Source organism: Acetobacter sp. UBA5411 (assembly GCF_002409645.1).
In the GTDB taxonomy this organism is placed as follows: Bacteria; Pseudomonadota; Alphaproteobacteria; order Acetobacterales; family Acetobacteraceae; genus Acetobacter.
Genome location: NZ_DHNR01000037.1, coordinates 83,009 through 102,839 on the forward strand (window position 1 = coordinate 83,009; position 19,831 = coordinate 102,839).

11 protein-coding genes and 1 pseudogene are annotated in these 19,831 nt (G+C 58.7%); 4 read left to right on the forward strand and 8 right to left on the reverse strand.

The annotated features are described in order from the left end of the window. Positions 1-117: 117 nt before the first annotated feature. On the forward strand, positions 118-969 hold the full coding sequence (gene tauD / locus B3759_RS13095) for a taurine dioxygenase (protein ID WP_413788518.1): 852 nt from the start codon (positions 118-120) through the stop codon (positions 967-969). Further along, positions 966-2,339 (forward strand): amino acid permease, encoded by a 1,374-nt coding sequence (locus B3759_RS13100; protein WP_291366419.1) that lies wholly within the window; start codon positions 966-968, stop codon positions 2,337-2,339. Before tauD ends, B3759_RS13100 begins: the two co-directional genes overlap by 4 nt. On the opposite strand, the gene B3759_RS13105 is transcribed toward B3759_RS13100, so the two are convergent. From B3759_RS13105 to B3759_RS13115, 3 genes are read right to left on the reverse strand one after another with little or no spacing between them, the layout of a single operon-like run. Further along, positions 2,237-3,670, reverse strand: a complete 1,434-nt coding sequence (locus B3759_RS13105; protein ID WP_291366421.1) for a hemagglutinin repeat-containing protein — start codon at positions 3,668-3,670, stop codon at positions 2,237-2,239. The two genes, B3759_RS13100 and B3759_RS13105, sit on opposite strands and share 103 nt — an antisense overlap. 50 nt (positions 3,671-3,720) lie before the next feature. After that, on the reverse strand, positions 3,721-4,260 hold the full coding sequence (locus B3759_RS13110) for a DUF3916 domain-containing protein (RefSeq protein WP_291366423.1): 540 nt from the start codon (positions 4,258-4,260) through the stop codon (positions 3,721-3,723). Beyond that, entirely contained in the window at positions 4,261-4,581 is a 321-nt protein-coding gene (locus tag B3759_RS13115; protein WP_291366425.1) for a hypothetical protein, read from the reverse strand. A gap of 158 nt (positions 4,582-4,739) precedes the next feature. Between B3759_RS13115 and B3759_RS13120 the strand changes: the two genes are divergently transcribed. Further along, positions 4,740-4,958, forward strand: coding sequence for a hypothetical protein (locus B3759_RS13120; protein WP_291366427.1), 219 nt, complete (start codon positions 4,740-4,742; stop codon positions 4,956-4,958). Between the two features lie 84 nt (positions 4,959-5,042). Here B3759_RS13120 and B3759_RS13125 read toward each other — a convergent pair whose 3' ends face one another. The 5 genes from B3759_RS13125 to B3759_RS13145 are packed head-to-tail and all read right to left on the reverse strand — an operon-like array spanning position 5,043 to position 19,110. After that, the gene (locus tag B3759_RS13125) at positions 5,043-5,609 is read right to left on the reverse strand and encodes a hypothetical protein (protein WP_291366429.1); all 567 of its coding nucleotides are present in this window, start codon (positions 5,607-5,609) and stop codon (positions 5,043-5,045) included. A gap of 1 nt (position 5,610) precedes the next feature. After that, the gene (locus tag B3759_RS13130; protein ID WP_291366431.1) at positions 5,611-11,802 is read right to left on the reverse strand and encodes a hemagglutinin repeat-containing protein; all 6,192 of its coding nucleotides are present in this window, start codon (positions 11,800-11,802) and stop codon (positions 5,611-5,613) included. Then, positions 11,793-16,664, reverse strand: coding sequence for a beta strand repeat-containing protein (locus B3759_RS13135; protein WP_291366433.1), 4,872 nt, complete (start codon positions 16,662-16,664; stop codon positions 11,793-11,795). Before B3759_RS13135 ends, B3759_RS13130 begins: the two co-directional genes overlap by 10 nt. Next, entirely contained in the window at positions 16,664-18,448 is a 1,785-nt protein-coding gene (locus B3759_RS13140; protein ID WP_291366435.1) for a ShlB/FhaC/HecB family hemolysin secretion/activation protein, read from the reverse strand. The genes B3759_RS13135 and B3759_RS13140 overlap by 1 nt, the downstream gene beginning before the upstream one ends. 50 nt (positions 18,449-18,498) lie before the next feature. Further along, positions 18,499-19,110, reverse strand: a complete 612-nt coding sequence (locus tag B3759_RS13145; protein ID WP_291366437.1) for an invasion associated locus B family protein — start codon at positions 19,108-19,110, stop codon at positions 18,499-18,501. A 297-nt stretch (positions 19,111-19,407) separates the two neighbouring features. Here B3759_RS13145 and B3759_RS13150 point away from each other — a divergent pair. Next, a pseudogene (locus tag B3759_RS13150) lies at positions 19,408-19,769 on the forward strand (transposase). Positions 19,770-19,831 lie beyond the last annotated feature (62 nt).

Below are 19,831 nucleotides of genomic sequence, written 5' to 3' on the forward strand. Positions count from 1 at the left end.
TCAAGCTTTCAGGATGTGAACGAAGTTTCACTAAAATCGCTTAATTTCCAGAAGAACGACAATTTAACTAACCTATATAGTTATTCAGATATCCCTCAGCACAGCAACACAACGCGCGTGTCAGCACGCGCACTCTCACCACATATCGGTGCGATCGTGCAGGACGTTGATCTGAACACATCACTTTCCTCCGACACGATCCGCACCATTCGTGATCTGCTTCTCCGTCATCAGGTTATCTTCTTTCGCAACCAGACCCTGACGCCACATCAGCACCGTGACTTCGCAAAGGCATTTGGTTCGCTGCATGTTCACCCGGTCTACCCAACGGTTCCTGACGTGCCGGAAGCCATCGTCCTTGATACTGACAAGAACGATCTCAAAGACAACGCATTGTGGCATACGGATGTAACGTTTTCCGAAACGCCGCCTCTCGGAGCCATTCTGGTAGCCCGCCATTTGCCGGAAACCGGCGGCGATACATTATGGGCAAGCGCCACGGCGGCTTACGACGCCCTTTCCCCCCAGATGAAAGTCCATCTGGAAGGATTGACGGCACTCCACGATTTCACCCGATCCTTCCCCCTGTCCCGCTTCGGACGAACGGCTGACGAACGCAATCATTGGGCAGATGTGCGCAACCGCAATCTGCCCGTGGAACATCCCGTGATCCGGATTCATCCTGAGACAGGACGGCGCGCCATCTTCGTCAATGAAGGTTTCACGACGGAAATCTGCGGTATTGAGCAGGATGAGAGCGCTGCTCTTCTGTCATTTCTGTTCCGTCATCTGGCACGACCTGAGTTTCAGATCCGCTGGACATGGCGGGAAGGCGATGTCGCGTTCTGGGATAACCGGATTACCCAGCATTATGCCGTCGATGATTACCGTCCGCATCGGCGCATCATGCATCGTGTGACAATCATGGGCGACAAACCCATCGGTCCGACACATACAATACGTTCATGATGCCATCTTCGTCAGTTACCCCCTCCGCCGTCACGCCGCCTGTGTCAGCACGAAAGCTGGCACGCTGGCACGTTTCGATGATCTCCGTGGGCGGCGTGATCGGGGCAGGTCTGTTTGTCGGCACCTCCGCGACCATCGCCGCCGCCGGTCCAGCAGTATTGCTGGCCTACCTTGGCGCGGGAGCCATCGTCTGGATGGTCATGCTGCTTCTCGGCGAACTGGCGATCCAGCATAAGGGACGTGGCTCCTTTGTGACGCATGTTGCCTCGGTACTTGGGTGGCGAAGCGGGTTTGTCACCGGCTGGAGCTATGCTTTTCTCTGGATCGTTACCGGCGCAGCGCAGGCGGTCGCAGGCGGCATGATTCTGGACGAGCTGTTTTCCATCCCGCCTTTGACAGGTTCTATCGGACTGGTGGCTTTCGCCCTATTGATGAACGCCCTGCCAGTCCGTGTGTATGGAGAGAGCGAGGCGGTTCTTTCCCTTCTCAAGCTGAGCACGCTGATGCTGTTCATCGGGCTTGGTGCTTTCTGGATGTTTGAAACTCCCGCTGCGCTCGAACGTGTGCACAGCAACCTCTTTGATCATGGCGGGATATTTCCACGTGGCCTGTGGGCCGTTCCCGCTGTCATTCCGATGATCGTCCAGACCTTCACGGGCTGTGAAATCGCCTTCGTGGCGTCAGTGGAGAGTGAAAATCCTGAACGAAACATTCGGGAAATCGTCACACGCCTCCCTTTTCTCGTGCTGTTATTTTATCTGGGTTCAGTGCTGGTCGTGCTCTGTCTGCGTCCGTGGACAGAAGTTGTGCCCGGACATTCACCTTTTCTTCTGGTGATGCGGTATCTGGACATTCCTTTCGCCGAAATAGCGACAATCATCATGACGCTGCTGGCGGTGCTGTCCTGTCTCAACTCATCGAAATATGTCGTCTCCCGCGTCCTGCGCGAGCTATCCGACCTCGGCTGCGCCCCGCCCACTCTGGCGCGCTCCAGCCGTTTCGGTGTTCCGGTAGCCGCCGTGGCCCTGACGGCTGGCCTTGAGATTCTTATCATCCTGATGGCGGCGTGGTCACCGTCTTCTGTCTACACAATCCTGCTGGGTGCTTCCGGCACGCTCATCCTGTTCGCTTACCTGATGGCGTCCATTTCCTGTCTGCGACTGGACACCCCTTCGAAAAAACGCCGGATATCCCAGCTGGCCATGCTGTCTTCCGTCCTGATGCTCGCTCTTTTCCTCGTCATTCCGTGCTTTCCGGACACGCGGATCTACGGTGCCTTCGCCTTTGGTTTCATTGCTCTCGCTCTTTGCGTCAGCACACTGATCAGGACACGGCTTCCGGGCAGTATCATCCGCTCTGATCTCTGCTGAAAGGAGCCATTGCGATGCTGAGGGCGTGCATGAGCCGCCGTTCCCTTGTCAGCAGGCGCGTTGCTGACCAACGTATCATACAGCGTGTAAGCTTCCGCGCTACCAAGCAGGATACTACCAACAACCTCTGCATACGGATTGCCGGTCCGCACAAGCGCTCCTCCCGCCGTCTTCGCTGCAAAAACAACACCCGTCATCGTATGGCTCATGTTGTATTGCGCAATCGACGACGCATAACCCGCGCCGTTCAAAGCATTCACCGAGGTTGAGCCACCGCCCGCAGCAATCCCGCCCAGAGCACCGCCCGCAGAAGCGACAAGATTGGCAAGCGCGTTCGCTTCCACCGTCGCAGCCTTGACGTCGCCACCCGTATTCTCAAGCGACATCTCCACAATCGCAGGAAGCGCTGCCGCAGAGGCGAGACCACCAGCAGCCGTGCCCGCAGCTGCCACACCAATATTGCCGCCCGTCACCGCAGCGACAATCGTGTTCCCCGCCGTCAGGCTCGTATTGCCAGTGACATCAACACCAAGACCGCCCGCGCCCGCATACAGACCCGACAGCACGCTACCCGTCGAGGCGTAGTAGTCCGTGATCGTCTGGTGCGCGTAGCTCGCGCCGCCACCGGCGTCACCACCCGCGCCCCACACGGGAACCGAGACCGACGCTCCGGCCTGCGTCGCCGTGCTCTTGTAGTCCGAGGTGTTCTGTGGGCTCGTGATGCTCAGCGAACCGGCGGAGACATCAACGCGCTGGCCTGAGACTTCCGCCCCGTTCAGCGACAGCGCGCCGGGGGTTGCAACCGTGACGCCGCTCCCAGCCGAGACCGTCGTGTCCACTGCCGTCGCACTGTCAGACGTGATGTGCTGCTTCTGGAGACCGACTGACGCCGTAACACTGACGCCCACGCCTGAGGTGCCAATACTCGCTTCCGCACCGACAAACGCGGATTTCGAGCTGTCCCTGCTCTCGCTGTGCGTCGTGTCCCAGCCCGCAGAAAGGTCAATCCCTTTCGAGGCCGCGAGAACGACATCCTTGCCGGCCAGTTGCGCCGCAACCGCGCTCAGATTGCCGTTCGACGTATCCGTCGCATCATCGCCACGTGCAACAACCGACAACGTACCGCCAGCGTTTGCTGTCGAGCCCTGCACGGTTGTGGTCGTCTGGGTCGCCCACTCTTTGTTCGACGCATAGCCAACGCCTGCCTGAACGCCAGCCAGTTCGAGATTGCCTGAGCTCCGGTCAGCGGCGTTCGTGCTCAGAAGCGTGCCAGCTTTCGAAGCGGCCAGTCCTTCCGCAATGCCGTCACCCGCCAGATAGGTGCTCTGCATCGCATCCAGCGCCGTCAGGGTGCTGGTGCCCTTACTCTACACGAAAATATCTATTTCAATATATATGACAAGAAATGAAAGCCACCATGATATACAATATCATCATCTAAATTTTCCACATCATGAGAAAAATACTCATATGAAAAAAAATCTGGAATTATTACATTATATCTTTCAGACAAATTTCCTTTCGTTTTTCTTGTTTCTTCTTTGTAAAATTTTGTATTTACATTTCTAAATAGAAATTCATTCATTTTCTCTCTAGAAAAAAACACACCCACTTCAGATCCAAAAAAATTTGGCTCTGTGATCAAACAGTATGGAAGAAAAGGAAAATCAATGTTTAATTTTTTCTTTTTTTTTGATAAAATATATAATTTCCATATCATTCTTTCAACACAAATTCCCCTAATTGATTTATTCTCAGCAGTATCTTCCAATAGATCAAACGGCAATGGTATTTTCCATGATACATACCCGTTCCGATTGTTTTTTGTAATATTATCTAAAAATTTTCTATCCGCATCAGATGACCACTCATACATCTTATCGATAAAATTCTTCACAGATTCATTTTCGAAACCACTCATCTACGGTAATCTCCTGCCACTTGGTAAAAGTCCTAAATTATTACCCGCCAAGTCAACTTTAATTCTGGCCTGCCCTTTGTTATCAAAGACCTCTAAGTGATCTTTATGCAAACCATCAAAGTAAAATTGGTCATTTTTTCGAATTTTAGATCCATCCTGCAAGATAATATCTTTATCAGCTTTGTACACGCGCTGACCTTGATAAACTTTTGATGTCCTGCTTGATGCATTTTTAAACGTATCACCCGTCAAGGTATTAAAAAACTCTTGTATATTATGCACTGGAGCGCTTGAAATATCGGCCCCCACAGAACGGGGCACTTTAACTTCATCAGCAACTTCGTTTTCAGCACTCGTATTTCCATTTTTGATATTTCGTCGGGCATATTACGACTGGCAGAGCTACTCTCTGGCACGCTCGCTTTAAAGTCAGCCGCTTTACTCTCGGCATTAACAACAGTGTCAGTGCTCTTCGTCATATGCACGGCAGCCGACGCTTCCTGCTCGCCATGCTGCGCCGCCGCCACGATCTTTCCGCCCGCTGTCGCAACGGCTTCCACTTCAACGCCCATGCCCGCAAGCGTGCTCTCGCCCGGCATAACCCCGCCAACAGCAGCACTTCCGCCCCCGTCTCCACACCGATTTCCGTCTACAACGTGTTGCTGACCTTCGCAGCAATGAAGTCATTCACAAGATGACCGTTCGCAGAAGCAATACCAGGTCATGTAAGTGCCGGAAACGCTCCCGTTACATTACAATTCTTCAAAGTCTTATAAAATAACTTAACTTGATATCTTATTACAATAAATTTCTATCCACAAAAACCATTCACCGGGCACGCCCCACACTCTAATAGGAAAGACCCCTAAACGACAAAGTTTGTAAATAATTTTATTTGTATCAATGCTTATTGGAGAATTTTTTATACTTTTATTGATAAAATTTTTGATTTCCTCTTTGTACAATATTTTTTTTGAAAAAAACAAAAAACTACTTCTTTCTGTTCTTGTATAAGAAATAATATCACTCAAACTCTCCCTGTTAACTAGAAGTATTCCCCAAAAATACAAAGAAGATCCTTTGTCAGCAATCCCTTCGCAAATTATTTTGCAATTATTTTTAAGTAATTTTTTAATAAACTCGCGACGTTGAATGCCATAGTATCTTGTTATCCGATTATTGGGTTGCGGCGCAGAGTCCGAAACAAAAAAATACATCTCTTCCAATTTTTTTCTTTTTTCATATTGCAAGTATAACCATTCACTTGCTTCTTCCGAAGCATCTTTCCAGCTTTCAGAAACAGGGAAGCATTTCTGAAAGGTAGCTTTCGACCCATCTGTCCAATCCATATTAGTAATCATAATGTCCCTTGTCTGGAGTATTAAAATGCGGCCCACGATTTTGAGATGGGTTATCTAGGTAAATATGTCCAGCAGCATCATCACGGATAATAACCTGCTGTGTACCGCCTCCCGAAGATGGAGTCTCAAAAACATATTGTGAGCCTGGTTGCGGTTTTCCTCGTCGATCAACATTTTGAATGATTTTTACGGGTTGCTGACTGGTAGGGATACCCGCATCTCGCTTTGCCTGATTAAAAGCACCGGACCTTCCTGCACCTTCAGGAGTAAGATTGGGGGCTCTTTCCGGATTCTGAGCACAGCTATTATGCACCCAGGCCCTGAGGTTTCCAACGAAATAGGTGTGGGTCTGCGTGACTTCAAAATTATATGTATCAGCGCGAGCCGGGCGGACCGTTATCGCGCTGACATGTAATTCATCGGCTTTCTTTTCCCCGGTAGCATCGGTCAGAAGCGGGTCGCCCGGATGAAGAGAACCCGCCTGAATCCATCCCCGCCCTTTGACGTAAAACGGATGGGCCGGTGTTACGCCCAGAACCTCACTCTGTCCCGCACTTTCCACAGTAACGGAAAGAACCTGCCGGTTATGATTGTGAAACAGCCTTGCAATAGGCTCCACGACACTCATCTGCCGGGTTTCATCGCGACTGATGACCAGATCGCCAACCATGAGAGTTTCAATGGGACGATAACCGGACGGCGTCAGAACAGGTGTCCCCTGCACAAAACACAGTCCACCGCTCGATCCGGCCTCCTCACTCGTGGCAGAAGTTACTGCTTTGCTCTCGGCATTGACAACAGTGTCAGCACCTTCCGTCATATGCATGGCAGCCGACGCTTCCTGCTCGCCACGCAACGCCGTCAGCACAGCCTTGCCGCCCGTCACCGCTGCAGCAACGTCAACACCCACAACATTCGGCAATCCAGCAGCCAGCGTGAAAACAGCCTGACCGGTCTGGCCATGCTGCCATTGAAGAGCAGCAAGACCAGCAGAAGCCCCCGCACCAACAACGCCCGGCGCCATCGTCAGCACCGTAAGGCCCGCCTCACCCAGACTCGCCCCCGCAACCGCGTCCGCGTCCGTCGCCGTTCCCGGAACGTGAACACGATGCGCCGTTACGCTCGCCGTCGAGACAATCTGTCCGTTCTCGATCGTGCCGCCATATCCGTAGCTATACGTGTAGGCGGTGTCTTTATCCCCCGGAGATGACCCGGCATTCAGCGGAACTGTTCCTGCCGGATGGTCGGAATCGCCACCACCACTGACAGACTGATCGCCGCTAACAGCGCCTGTGCCGCCAGCATCCAGACTGCTATCTGATGGAGTAATGCTTGCAGCATCCGAACGGACGGCCTCATTGGCCTCGTGCGCTACACTCCCGTCCGACGAGGCGCTCGTGTCGCGCTTCCCCTCGCCCTGCGACCCGAACCGATCCGCCGCCTGCACGCCCAATTCGGCAGCACTTTCCGCCGCCGTCTCCGCACCGATTTCCGTCTGCAGCGTGTTGCTGACCTTCGCAGCGCTGAAGTCGTTCGCAAGATGACCGTTCGCAGAAGCAACATCCGTCGTGTAAGCGCCGGAAACGCTCCCGGCGTTCACAGCGATGTTGCCGCCGATTGCGGACTGACTTTCGCTCGTCCGGTCCGAAGAGGTGGAACCCACGCCGATCGTGCCCAGACCGCCGACCTCTCCGCCCGATGCGGCGACGCCGCCGCCAATGGACGTGCCGGTCCCGGACCAGTTCGAGATATTCTGCTCGGACGCTGTCGTCAGACTGCCGGTGTTGAAATGGTTCAGCCCCGCGTCCGCCGTGCTCGACAGAACGCCCGCCGTCAGGCTCGTATTGCCTGATACATCAACCCCGAGACCGCCAGCCCCCGCATACAGCCCCGACAGCACGCTGCCCGTCGAGGCGTAATGGTCCGTGATCGTGGAGGCGCTGACATTCGCTGAACCCCCGAGAGAACCACCAGCCCCATACACAGGGATTGCAACACTCAGGCCGCCGCTTTCTGAAACGCTTTTGTAAGATGATGTGTTCTGCGGGCTCGTGATGCTCAGCGAACCGGCGGAAACATCAACGCGTTGGCCGGAGACTTCCGCTCCGTTCAGTGAAAGCGCACCGGGGGTTGTAACCGTGACGCCGTTCGTAGCCGAGACCGTCGTGTCCACCGCCGTCGCGCTGTCAGAAGTCGTGTGCTGCTTCTGGGCACCAACAGACGCCGTGACGCTGACGCCCGCGCCGGTCATTCCCACACTGGCTTCGACACCGACTGACGCTGAAAGGCTCTGACTTCTGCTCTCGCTCTGTGTGGTGTTCCATCCAGCGGAAAGGTCAATCCCCTTCGAGGCCGCGAGAACGACATCCTTGCCAGCCAGTTGCGCCGCAACCGCGCTCAGATTGCCGTTGGACGCATCCATCGCATCATCGCCACGAGCAACAACCGACAACGTACCGCCAGCATCTGCTGTCGAGCCCTGCACGGTAGTCTGCGCATCGGTTGAATGACTTTTACTTGTGGAGAACCCGACAGAAACCCCAACGCCGACGAGATTGTTGGCAATCGCCCCACCAAGCGCGGACATGCCTTCCGTCATACCAGTCTGGATGCCGCCCAGAGCCGCCAGCGTGCCGCTCCCCGATTTGCTCGCCGAAAGCGAGCCGTCAATGGCCTCACCAACCATCGAATCCGGTGAGACCCCGGCCGTGACTCCGATACTGGTCGACTTGTGAGACTGGTTTTGTGTCGTGCTGTTCTGTTCCGCCTTGAAGGCCACGGACGATCCCGACAGGGCGAGGTCTTTCGCAGCCGAAACAGCGGATCCGTCAACTGTCAGCGCGCCTTTGGAGGCAATCGTGGTGTTGCCGCCGGTGGATGCGATGACGGACGGCGTCCACTGTGTTTCAGACGCCGATGACGTGTCCGTCCGCGAGCCGTAGCCGACAGTGCCGCTCGCGCCCTGCGTGCTCATGTGGAAGCCCGCCACATGATGGGAGGCGCTCGCGTCCAGCGTGCTCTGCGTCGCCCGCTCGGTGAAGGCGCCGCCGGACAGGAGCGTCACATCGCCAGCAGCGCCCGCCATGCCTGCGACAGACATGTCGCTGCCGCTTGTCGCCGTCAGATTGCCGCCTGCGGCAACGGAAGAACCGTTCTCCGTTGTGGTGCTCAGACTGTTTGAAAAGTGGCTGTGCGTCATGAAGCCACTTTTGCTGCCGGAAACGCTGTTCGAGACGCTGTCGGTCGCCGAACCGAGATCCAGTTTTTTCGCAGCCGACAGTGAGACGTCGCCATTGGCCGTGAGTGTCAGCGCCGCCGTTTTCAGGTCGCCACCCAATGCTGCGAGCGTGGCGTTTCCACCGACCGATACTGTGGTGCCGTAATTGATGTCGGCGCTGCCGCTGGTGCTCAGATGTTTCGAGGAGACTGCTGCGGCCTGCGTCAGTTCTGTCGTGCCCAGAGTCAGCCCGCTACCCGCCAGCAGGTTCAGATCTCCGCCTGAAGTCAGCGTGCCGCCGTTGAAGGTGATGTCCTTCGCCGCCACGATCGTCGCCGAACCGGTTGCGGTGATTGCGCCAGTGGAAGCCAGTATCTGCTGGGTTCCACCCTGCACCAGATAGGTATCCAGCGTGTCACTGTTCACGACCGAACCGTTCTGCGCCACCAGCGACACCGTGCCGCCCGAGAGCGTGCCGGTATTGGTCAGATCGCCGTTTGTCGTAGTCAGGCTCAGCGCGTTTTTGGCGTTGATGGTGCCGCTGTTGGTCAGGCTGCCTGCCTGGACCGACACGTTCGTCGCCGAAATCGTGGTGCCCGTCAGCGCCTCATGTCCGGGTGCGAGGTAGAGTTCCGGCACCAGCACGGTCTTGCCGTCCACGACCTTGTCCACATACCAGACGATATCCGAGGTCAGCTCGGCTTTCTGGGCGTCCGTCAGGGCCGAGCCCAGCGTCAGGCCCAGCGCCGCGCTCTGGTTTGCGGCGTCATCGAGCAGGGCCTGCATCTGTGTTGCAGCGGTATTGTAAGTGCCGCCGAGGAAGGTCTGGCCAGTCGCCCCGATGATCTGCTGCTGGACATACTGCTGATCGAACGTCGCATCGCCGAGGAATGTATAGGTTCTGTAGTCGTCACCCAGACGGTCCAGCAGATATTCCGAGCCGTTAAAGGCGGTCAGGCTGGCATAGGCGGGGTTGGTCTCGATCAGATAGTTTGCGGAGGGAGCGGTGTCCGGCACATACAGCGCCTTGCCACCCGGAACGGAGGCGATCAGCTGGCTGATGGTCGGCGTGCTGGTCGAGGCGAAGCCCGGAAGAACCAGCGACTGCGCTGCATCCTCGCCATTCTCATGACCGGCAGGCGCGAGCACGCCCCCATAGCTGGGAAGAGTGGATGCTCCAGACGCGGCATTGTTCGCACCCTGCGTTGCCGTGCCTGTTCCACCGTTGTTGACGGCGTCTCCGTTGACGGCAGCGGAACCCGTCATGCCGCCTGCGACTGCCGTTGAAGCGTCTGCGAAGCTGGTCTGCGAGCCTGAGGGGGAGACGCTTCCGCCTGTGCCGGGGGTAACATTTCCGGTCGAACCGCTGATGCCGCCCGGCGTGGTGCCCGTATACTGATCATTGGCAGCCAACTGCGTGCTGCTGGCATGCTCTATGACGGTCGTATTGTTGACCTGTCCCGTGAACGAGCCGTTCAGGTTGCCGCCTGCAACGATGGTTGCATTAAGCTGCGGCACGACGGATGTGCCCCACAGCCGCACAACGTGTCCGTTGGGCATGAAGGACGGCATGGTTGCTTCAGAGACTGCTGCTGGGTCCGGATCCAGAACAGCGTTCTTGTCGCCGGGGGGCACCCAGCGTTTTGCCAGCTTTGTATCGGCGATGATTGTCCAGGTGATGCTACTGTCATATCCGGTATTGGACAGGCTGGCCCCGGTCAGATTGATATCGCCACCGGCAGCGAGATGACTTGCATCGTTTTTGATTGCGCCAGTCGTATCGACGGAAAGCGTGCCACCAGCATCAATCAGTGCTGCCGCGTTGCTGGCTGTTGCCGTTCCTGTCTCAACACCCTGCACCTCTACATAAGAGCTGCTTTTGGCGTGGTTCATAACGACGAGATAATAACCCTGACCCGGCTTGCCGTCGGCTGAATAGAACAGCTCCGGCACATAGATGCGCATGACATCTTTGTAGTATTGTTTTACTTCGTCATAGATGTTGTTACCGTAAGCATCTTTCCAATTCGGATTCAGCGCTGGCGGATTGGCGAGCTGATCCTTGGCGAGCGTATAGGTGTGATCATATACCATCTGGCTCGTATTGCTCTGGGAGACCCCTCCGTCGATATCGTTGGTGAGTGAGGCGGCATGGATCGTGACATTGCCCCCAGCGCTCCCGGCGAGGATTTCAGCGGAGCGGTTGATCACGTCACCGGCGTAGACACCGCTTTTTCCACCGATGCTGATGCTGCCGTTGTCCGACAGAATGGCGGCCTCGAGATTGGTCAGCGCGCCGTCCAGCGCCAGACTGACGCCGCCCGTGCCGTCAATCAGGCCGGTGTTATAGATGGCTCCCGGTGTCGAGACGGACAGCGTGCCGCCCGCCATCATGGCTCCGGCATTGGTGACGGAGGCGGCGGACACGGTCGCATCCCCGCCTGCGATCACGCCACTGCCCGCAGCAATGTTGTAGTCACCACCGATCGCAAGCGTCGCGTTGCGTCCGGCCGAGAACATCATCGCGCCCGAGACGGACTGCGCCGTGCTGAAACTGAGATCGCGGGTGGCGGAGAGGCCGGAAGCCCCTGTCAGGCTGTTGGTGGCGAGCGTCAGATCCTGCCCGGACTGCAGCACACCGTTCGTGTCATCGACGGACTGGAGCGCCGTCATGCCGGGGCCGCCCGTCAGGGTCAGGTCTCCGCTGACGGTGATGATCTGACCGTTGCCGTTGGTGAGCGTCGCGGTCCGCAGCGTCTGGTCGCGCCCGGCCTGCAGCAGGCCAGCGCTGTTGTTGATCGAGGCGAGCGCCGCATCATCAGCCGAGGCAGCGATCAGCAGACTGCCATTGTCTGACAGGATTTTTCCTGAGCTGTTGTCGAGCGATCCTGTCAGGATGTTCAGATCGCCCGCGCTGTCGATCAGGCCACCAGCGTTGTCGAGCGTGCCCGCATTCAGGCCCATCGTGCCGGAGGTTGCGACAATCCGGCCGTTATTCGTATTGTCGAGCGGCCGGTGCCGATGGTCAGAGAACCGCTACCTGCGCCGATCTGGCCGCCCGCATTCCGCACATTCGCGCCGCTGAGAGCCGTGCCGCCAGCGGCATAGATCAGACCCGTATTGGCGAGATCACCTGTGGTGCTCAGGAACGTGTTCGTTCCGGCTTCCAGCGTGCCGCTGTTGTTCAGCGCGGTGGCTGTCGCGGTCAGGCTGTTGCCGTAGGCGATAACCTGACCCTCGTTGGAGAAAGTCCCCGCGGTGAGGGAGCGGGTGCGGCTGCCTGCCACGAGGCTCTGCGCGCCGTTGGAGAGAATGGCGCCCGTCGCCTGATTGTCGATCGACGAGGCATTCAAGGTGAGCGTGTTGCCCACGCCGCTGGTCTGGATCGTGCCTGCGTTGACCAGCCCGGCGTCACCGCCAATCGCCAGCGCCAGATTGCCGGACGTGCTGGCCAGAACCGCATTGGCGTCATTCGTAAGGGACGCGGCTGTGACGGACACATTATGGACCGCCGCAATGTTGCCGCCGTTCTCCATGCTGCCGGACAGGCTCAGTGTCATGGCCTGCCCGGCGGTCAGACGGGACGCGCCAGCCCCGCTATAGGAACCTGCGGTCAGTGTCAGATTGTTCGCCGTCTCAAGCGTTCCGCCAGCATTGGTCACGCTGCTGCCGGATGCGCCGTTCAGGGACAGGTCGCCCCCCAGCGCGGAGACGGCGCCGCCGGAATTATCCAGCGCGCTGAAAGTCGCAGAAATTGCCCCGGACGCCTGAATGACGCCGCCGTTGACGTTGCTCAGGGCGGTGGCGCTGTTGCCAGCGCCCGCCAGAGTGATGTCACCGCTCCGGGCCAGAATGGTGCTGTTGTCGTTGCTGATCTGCCCGGCTGTCAGCGTGATGGCGTCGGAGGACTGGAGCAGGCTGCCCGCGCTCCCGGCGATACGCCCGGCCGTGAGGACCAGCGGTCCGCCAGCGGCGATGATCTGGCCGTTCTCGTTGCTGAAGGCCCCGTTGCTGGCAAGGGTGAGCGCCCCCCGTCCGGTGCCGATCTGGCCGCCCGCATTGTCAAAACTGCCCGTTCCGGTCGCGGTCAGGGTCGTGCCGGCGTAGAGTGTGCCACTGTTGGTCAAGGCCTGTGACGCCGTGACGTCCAGCGCCTGAGCAGCGCCCGCAAATCCGCTGTTGGTCAGGCTGCCCGCGGTGAGAGTGGCCTGCCCCTTGCTGGAAATCAGGTTGCCGGACGAGACCAGCTGCCCCGTCTCCGCCACACTCAGGGTGGAGGCGGTGGTCAGCGTGCCGCTGTTGGTCAGATCAGCGCCCTGAACCGTCAGCGTGCCGTTGGCGTCCGTTGTTTCCAGAACACCGGCATTGTTGATCGTGCCGGCTTTGACCGTCAGGTTACCGCCCGTGCTGGCCACGACCGCCACAGTGGCGGGTGTTGTGCCCGCATGGGTGGTCAGTGCGCCCGTCTGCACGGACAGGTCTTGCGTCGCGACGATATGGCCCGCCGTGTCCAGCGATGATCCGAAGTTCATCCCGAGGGTGGTTCCAGCGTTGACGATGGAGCCCATGTTGCCGGTAAAGCTGTCACCCGAGAGCGTCATGCCCGTCGCCGACTGCATAATGCCATCGTCATTGCGGAACAGGCCGGTGCCGGACGAGGCGGTCAGCGCACCAGTCTGGGCGTTGAATGTGCCGCCGGAATTATCGATAGCGTTCGCCGTGACGGAAAGATCCGTCGCGGCCTGCAACGTGCCGGTAAGATTGGAAACAGACTGCGCCGCTGTCGCACTCTGTCCACCGACCGTCAGCGCGCCGGACTTCGAGAGGATCGCACCGCCAGCCGTATTGGCGAGCGTGTCAGCCCTGATGCTGGTGGTGGTGTCACCCTGCAGCAGCCCACCGCTGTTGGTGAGACTGTTGGCGGCGACGGTCAGGCCATCCTGACTGGCCAGGATCTGGCCATTGCTGTTGGTGAGCGTACCCGCCTTGAGCGACAGCGCCCCGTCAGCGGCGATCTGCGCGGTGGCCCCATTGTTGGCGAGAGTGCCGGTGGCGCTGATGTCGCCACCCGTCGCCCCATAGAGCGTGCCGCTGTTGGTCAGGTCACCACTGACCAGCGCGGTCAGCAGCCCCTTGGCCGCCAGCGTGTCCGTGTTGGTGAGACCGGTCGCCTGCAGGGTCAATGCCCCGCCCAGCGCGCTGATCTTGCCGCTGTTGGTCACCGAGCCGGTGGAGACGATGGTGGCCGTCCCGCTGCCGAGGATCGCGCCCGTATTGGAGAGACCGCCTGATGCTGTGCGGACCTCAAGGGTTGAGCCAGCCTGCAGGGTTTCGATGGTGCCCGCGTTGACGAGCTGACCCGTGCCGGTCGTGGTCAGACTGCCATTGCCGGTGACGGCGGCGAGAATGCCGCTGGCCTCATTGGTAAAGCTGCCGACCGTGAGGTTGAAGCCTTTCTGCCCGACAAGCTGCCCGCTGTTGCTCAGCGCCCCGGCCATGCTCAGGGTCAGAACGCCAGTGCTGACAAGGGCGCTTTTGCTGTCGGTTTCATAAGTGCTGGCGTTCACCGACAGCGTGCCCGACGCGCCCAGCGAGCCGCCCTGATTGTAGAGGGTGGTCATCGGCTGGTCGCCATTGGCCAGATAGAGGCCCGCACCCGTGGACTGGATCAGCCCGCCATTACGGTTATCGAGCGTCGGGGTGGCGATCGCGACGTCGCCCTGCCCCTGAATCGCGCCATTCCGGTTGCCGATGGTCCCGGCCTGGATCGTGACGGGTCCTGAGGTCGAGATAATCTTTCCGGAATCGTTCGCAAGCGTCGCAGCCTGCACCGTCAGACTGGACGTGCCCGCGCCGATCTGGCCGTTCTGATTGTCCAGCGCGCCGGATGTCGTCACACTGTCAGCCGCAGCACCATAGAGCGTGCCGCTATTGGTCAGGCCATCCGTAGCCGTGACGGCCAGCGTTCCGGCAGTCGCACCGATGCTGCCGGTGTTGGAGAGGTCACTGACCGAGAGCACCAGTCCGGACGTGCCTGCCGCCGTCAGACTGCCGCTGTTGGTGAGCGCGCCTGTCGTCAGAATGGCGTCACCCGCAGCCGCCAGCGTGCCGCTATTGACCAGCGCGCCACCGGCAATCGCCACATCGCCGGACGTGGCGGTGCCGATCTGCCCGGCGTTGCCCAGACCCGCCGTGCCAGTGGTGATGGCCACCATGCCGTTATCGGCGGCGATGACGCCATTGCCGCCGTTGGTGACGCCCTGATCGGCGCTGAGGGACAGGGCGCTGCCTGCGGCCAGACGACCGTCATTGCTGATGGCTCCGCCCGTGACCGCCATGGCCAGAGAGTCTCCGGCCTGCAGGGTTGAACCTGCGTCCGCCGTGTAGGACGTGACCTGCGCCGTCAGGCTGGCGCCCGCCTGGATCTGCCCCGCGCCCGTATTGGACAGGCTGCCGGTCTCCAGCGCGATGTCGCGGTTCTGTGAGAGGATCTGTCCGGCAGTGTTGGCGATCGACTGCGCCCGGATGGTCAGCGGACCGGCCACCGTGCCGATTTCACCCGCATTGATCAGGTTCCCGGCCGTCGTCAGCGCCATGCCCGCCTGTCCGACAAGGATAGCGCCTCGGGCATTGGAAACAGTTCCGGCCGAGGCGAGGGTCGTGCCGGATGTCGCGCTGATCTGGCCCGCATTGGACAGCCCATGCGTCACGGCAAGGGCGACGCCGCTGCTGCCCGCGGCCGTCATGGCCCCGGTGTTGCTGAGCGTATCGGCGGAAACACCCAGATGATTACCCGCGCCGATCGTGCCCTGGTTGGTCACATCCGATGCGGATGCAATGGAGGCCACGCCGCCCGCCTGTAGCGTGCCGGTATTGGTCACGCCGTTGGTCTGCACGGTCACGTTGCCCGTGGCTGTCATCGACCCGTTGAGCACCAGACGACCGTCCGCGGTCAGCGCCATGTCGCCCGCATTGGCGGCCATCGCGCCGTTGACGCGCACGCCAGCGCCGGTCTCGTTGACCAGCATGGAGATGCGGTTGGCGTACATGCCGCCCATGGCCGAACTGTCGATGGCGAACTCGGGTGTCTTCGAGCCGTCGGACGCCAGTTTCGTGACATTGCCGGTGCTGTAATCCACCCGGTTGCGCCCCACGACGAGGCTCGCTGTCTGGGCGTTGACCTGTGCGTTCAGGGCGACGCGACGGCTGATGATGTCGAGAACCGGCACGGCGGTGAAGTTGCCGCCCTTGCCCTCAAAGGCGATCAGCCCGTCGCTTACGGTCAGGGCCGCCAGACCACCGGCGGCGTTGAATTCCGGGTGACCCGTGGAAAGCGTCGCCCGGTCGGTATTGATGAATCCGCAACCATTGCAGGTGATACCGTTCGGGTTGGCGATGACCACATTGGCTTTCGCGCCCGCGACTTCGGTGAAACCGTTCATCTGACTGGCCTGCGTGCCTGTCACCTCGTTGAGGATGACATGCGCGGAGTGGCCGTTCAGATTGGCGTTTCCGTAGATATAGCCGCCAAGTTGCGTCTGCGTCGCCTGCGTGGCGTTGTTGAGGATCAGCCCCTTCTGTTCCACGTTGTATTGCGTGAACATGTTGTGGGACAGACCCGCGCCGTTCGGCGTGGCGATGTTGAGCTGTTCGACACCGTTTTGCGTGCGGTCGAGCGTCGGCGCGGGAGCCGCGGGCTCCGTGCGGTTGTCGATGACGATGGCAGGCTCTTCAGCACTGGCGACGGCAGGTGCTATGGCCAGTGCCAGACTTGAAACCCAGCTGACGCCAGCCAGCAGACGACGATGTGTCCTGAACCAGTTCATCAGAAACGTACTCCCGCCTGAAAGCCCGCAATCCAGCCCTCTTGCGGAAGAGGCCCACGCGCGATCGAGTGGGTTATGTTCGCCATCCAGAAAATCGGTCCGCGTGTCTTGCGAAATCCGATGCCGGCGCCTGCGATGTTGCCGCCCTTCAGTGCGGGCGGCAGGGTGTTGGAGCGGTAGCCCGCACGGGTCATGCCGACATCCAGAATGCCGTAAACTTCAGTGCCTTCAACAAACAGTCGGCAGAAGCCGCGATAGGCCCCGCAATGATCGCTCATGCCTGCGCCGGTCAGCGGATAGGAGAGGTCATTGCGCATGTAGAGACCGTCATTGCCCACCAGCATCTGACTGAGAAAGCCACGCACGGTATAGGGACCGCCAAGCTGGAGCTGCTGGCTCGTGAACTGATTTTCCGTGCTGTATTCACCATGAATCGAGGTGTGCCACAGCAGGCTGAACGGCAGCGGCTTGTAGCCGTCGATATCGAGGGTCGGCTTGACGTACTGCGTATGCGGATCAGCCGCGCCGGGATCCGTAAAATAGGAGTGTGTGCCAACACCTCTCACGCCAAAGCGCATGCCGAGGGTGATATACCAGATACCGCCCCAGGCCTTGAGGGACTCACTGGCCTGCGCAACGACCGAGCCCTGACGGGCGCTCTGGGTTTCAAGACGCGTGCGATCGAGCGTCGAGGAAAAGGATTTCAGTTCGTAAAAAGCCTGAAGGGTTGTGACACCGATCTGATTGCGCAGCACCTCGCGCGAGACGCCGAAACGGAAATCCTTGCGCTTGCCGGCAAAGCGGTAATCCTCGCCCATACTCTGGAGATGATAGACGTCGTTCGACATCCACCACCCGCCGAACACGGTCCACTTGCCAAACGGAATGGAACCATTGGCTGAAATATACTGCGTGTTTCGTCGACCGGCGTCCCCCACCAGCGAATGGTCATATTCAACCGACCACATGTCCAGCAGGCCCAGCGCATCGTCGGCGCGCAGCATGGCGTGACCGGTTTCACGGCCCGTTTCCGGCTGCCCGTTGTTATCGGCCCAGATCTGTCCGTGAAAGATCCCCGGCGCAGGCTGGAGAATACGCACCTGCGTCTCGCCGGGATTTTTGCCGGGCGCGATCTTCATGCGCGCCGACCAGCTGGGCAGGCGGTTCATCTGGTCGAGCCCCTGCTCCAGATCCCGCAGGTTCAGGATATGGTCCCGCATGCCGGGAAAGGCGGCGACCTCATGCAGGCGCGGCTCAATGCCCTCGAAGAGAAAACCCGCGATCTTGCCTTCAATGACGACAATCCGCAGATGGCCGCTGGAGAGGGACTGTTCGGGAAGATAGGCCCGCGACGTTACATTGCCCTGCGCCAGATAACTGCCGTTCACATCGTCCAGCGCATGATTGAGATCGCCAGTCGTCAGGCAACGCCCGGCATAGCGCTGGATGATCGTGTGCCGGTCGCCGGGAGAAAGATGGTCCGCGCCCTCGATGGAGATCGACTTGACCTCCACACAGTGGGTCGAGGGCGTGCTCTCCTTCGGCTCGTTCAGGATCTGTGTGCTGTTATCCGGTGGCGGCAGCATGTTCAGATCCTGCTGCCGCTGCTGATACCGCTGGAACTGATCCTGCGCCGAGCCCGGTCCTGCCGGAAGCGGCATGTTGCCGAAGCCGCCCGCCGGGGGCTCCGCTCCGGCCGGAGCGGCCAGCGCGGAGTGGAGCGAGAACAGGCCGGACAACAGCAGGCCGCCCAGAACAGGGCGGCCGAACGGGACAGGACGCATACAGGACACCGGTAATCAGACAGAAAAACGACAGAACAGGACTGAAAGGATCAGTGAGACGCGCCCGGAGAAATCCAGCCGTCCAGCGCCTTTAGTCCGTCATCGGCGCCCAGCAGGTCAAAGTTGATGGTCAGCACGCCGCCAGCCAGCTTGTCCGCCATGATATGACCCTGTTTCGCGTGGCGCAGGTATTTAACCTGATCATCCGTCAGATCCGCTGACGCCAGACAGCCGGTCGACACGCAGCTCTGCCAAGCAAGCGTCAGCGGCGCGCCCTTGTCGGCCGCCACACGCGGCTGGGTTTTCAGCGACAGACCCAGCGGGGTCTCAACCGTCAGACGCCATGGACGGCTGGAAAGTGGAGTCTTGTTGTCCACCTGTGCACGCGCAAAGATCACGGCCCCCAGAGGAACGGTCTTCTTCTGGGCGTCCTGCATCGCGAGCGCCTGCTCCATCACGCACAGCACCGGCGAAGTCGTCACGCTCGCGCCCGGAAACACGCAGCGATAGTTCCACGGACCCGACGTGCCCGTCAGCGTCGTCGGAGAAGCCTGCGGCTGTGAGGTCACAGGTGCCCCAGCCTTGCCCGCCGCCGCCAGCGCAGGACCAACACCAACCGCCATAGATAAAACCGACAGTGTCAAAAGGGTTCTGATGCTCAATAACAAAAGATACACTCCGTTAACTTTTGTTAAGGAAATTAAGGCAAACAATCTGGAGATTCCATGCCGGCAGATAAATTATGAAATATTGTGTCATATTAAACACATAATATGTATTTTAAATGTATTATTTAAATAAATAAGATTGATACTTTTTGTTGTTTGGTTGGTTTTATTGAATAGTTTTTTATTAAATTCTTATTATTTAAAGGCAACGTTAGAGCAGTGTGTTGTGATTCACAGGCTAACCGATGGAGGTGTAGCTGTGAGTGACGTGTTTTGCTGTCTGAGATCCAGATGGAGCGGATTGAGCCGTTTTTCCCTTTGTCACACGGAGTGCTGCGCGTGGATGCACCGTGTTCTGAGCGGGATCGTTTACACGATCCGTAATGGGCTTCAGTGGAAAGACACCCCGAAAGCGTATGGTCCGCATAAAACTTTATACAACCGTTTCATCCGGGGGACGCTTGGGTGCCTTGCGCCGGATCTCTGTCGCGCTGACAGAACAGGTTGGCCGGTCAAAGCGCCATCTGATCGAAAACATGTTCGCAAAACTCAAAGACTGGCGGCGTGTTGCGACCAGATACGATCGCTGCGCTCATACATTCATGCCTGCAATCCACATCGCAGCAACCCTTATCTTCTATCTCAAAGAATGAGTCCTGATCCTAACGAACACTCATACCCAGATGTCCACCGGCTTAACTGGCCACGCGTCATA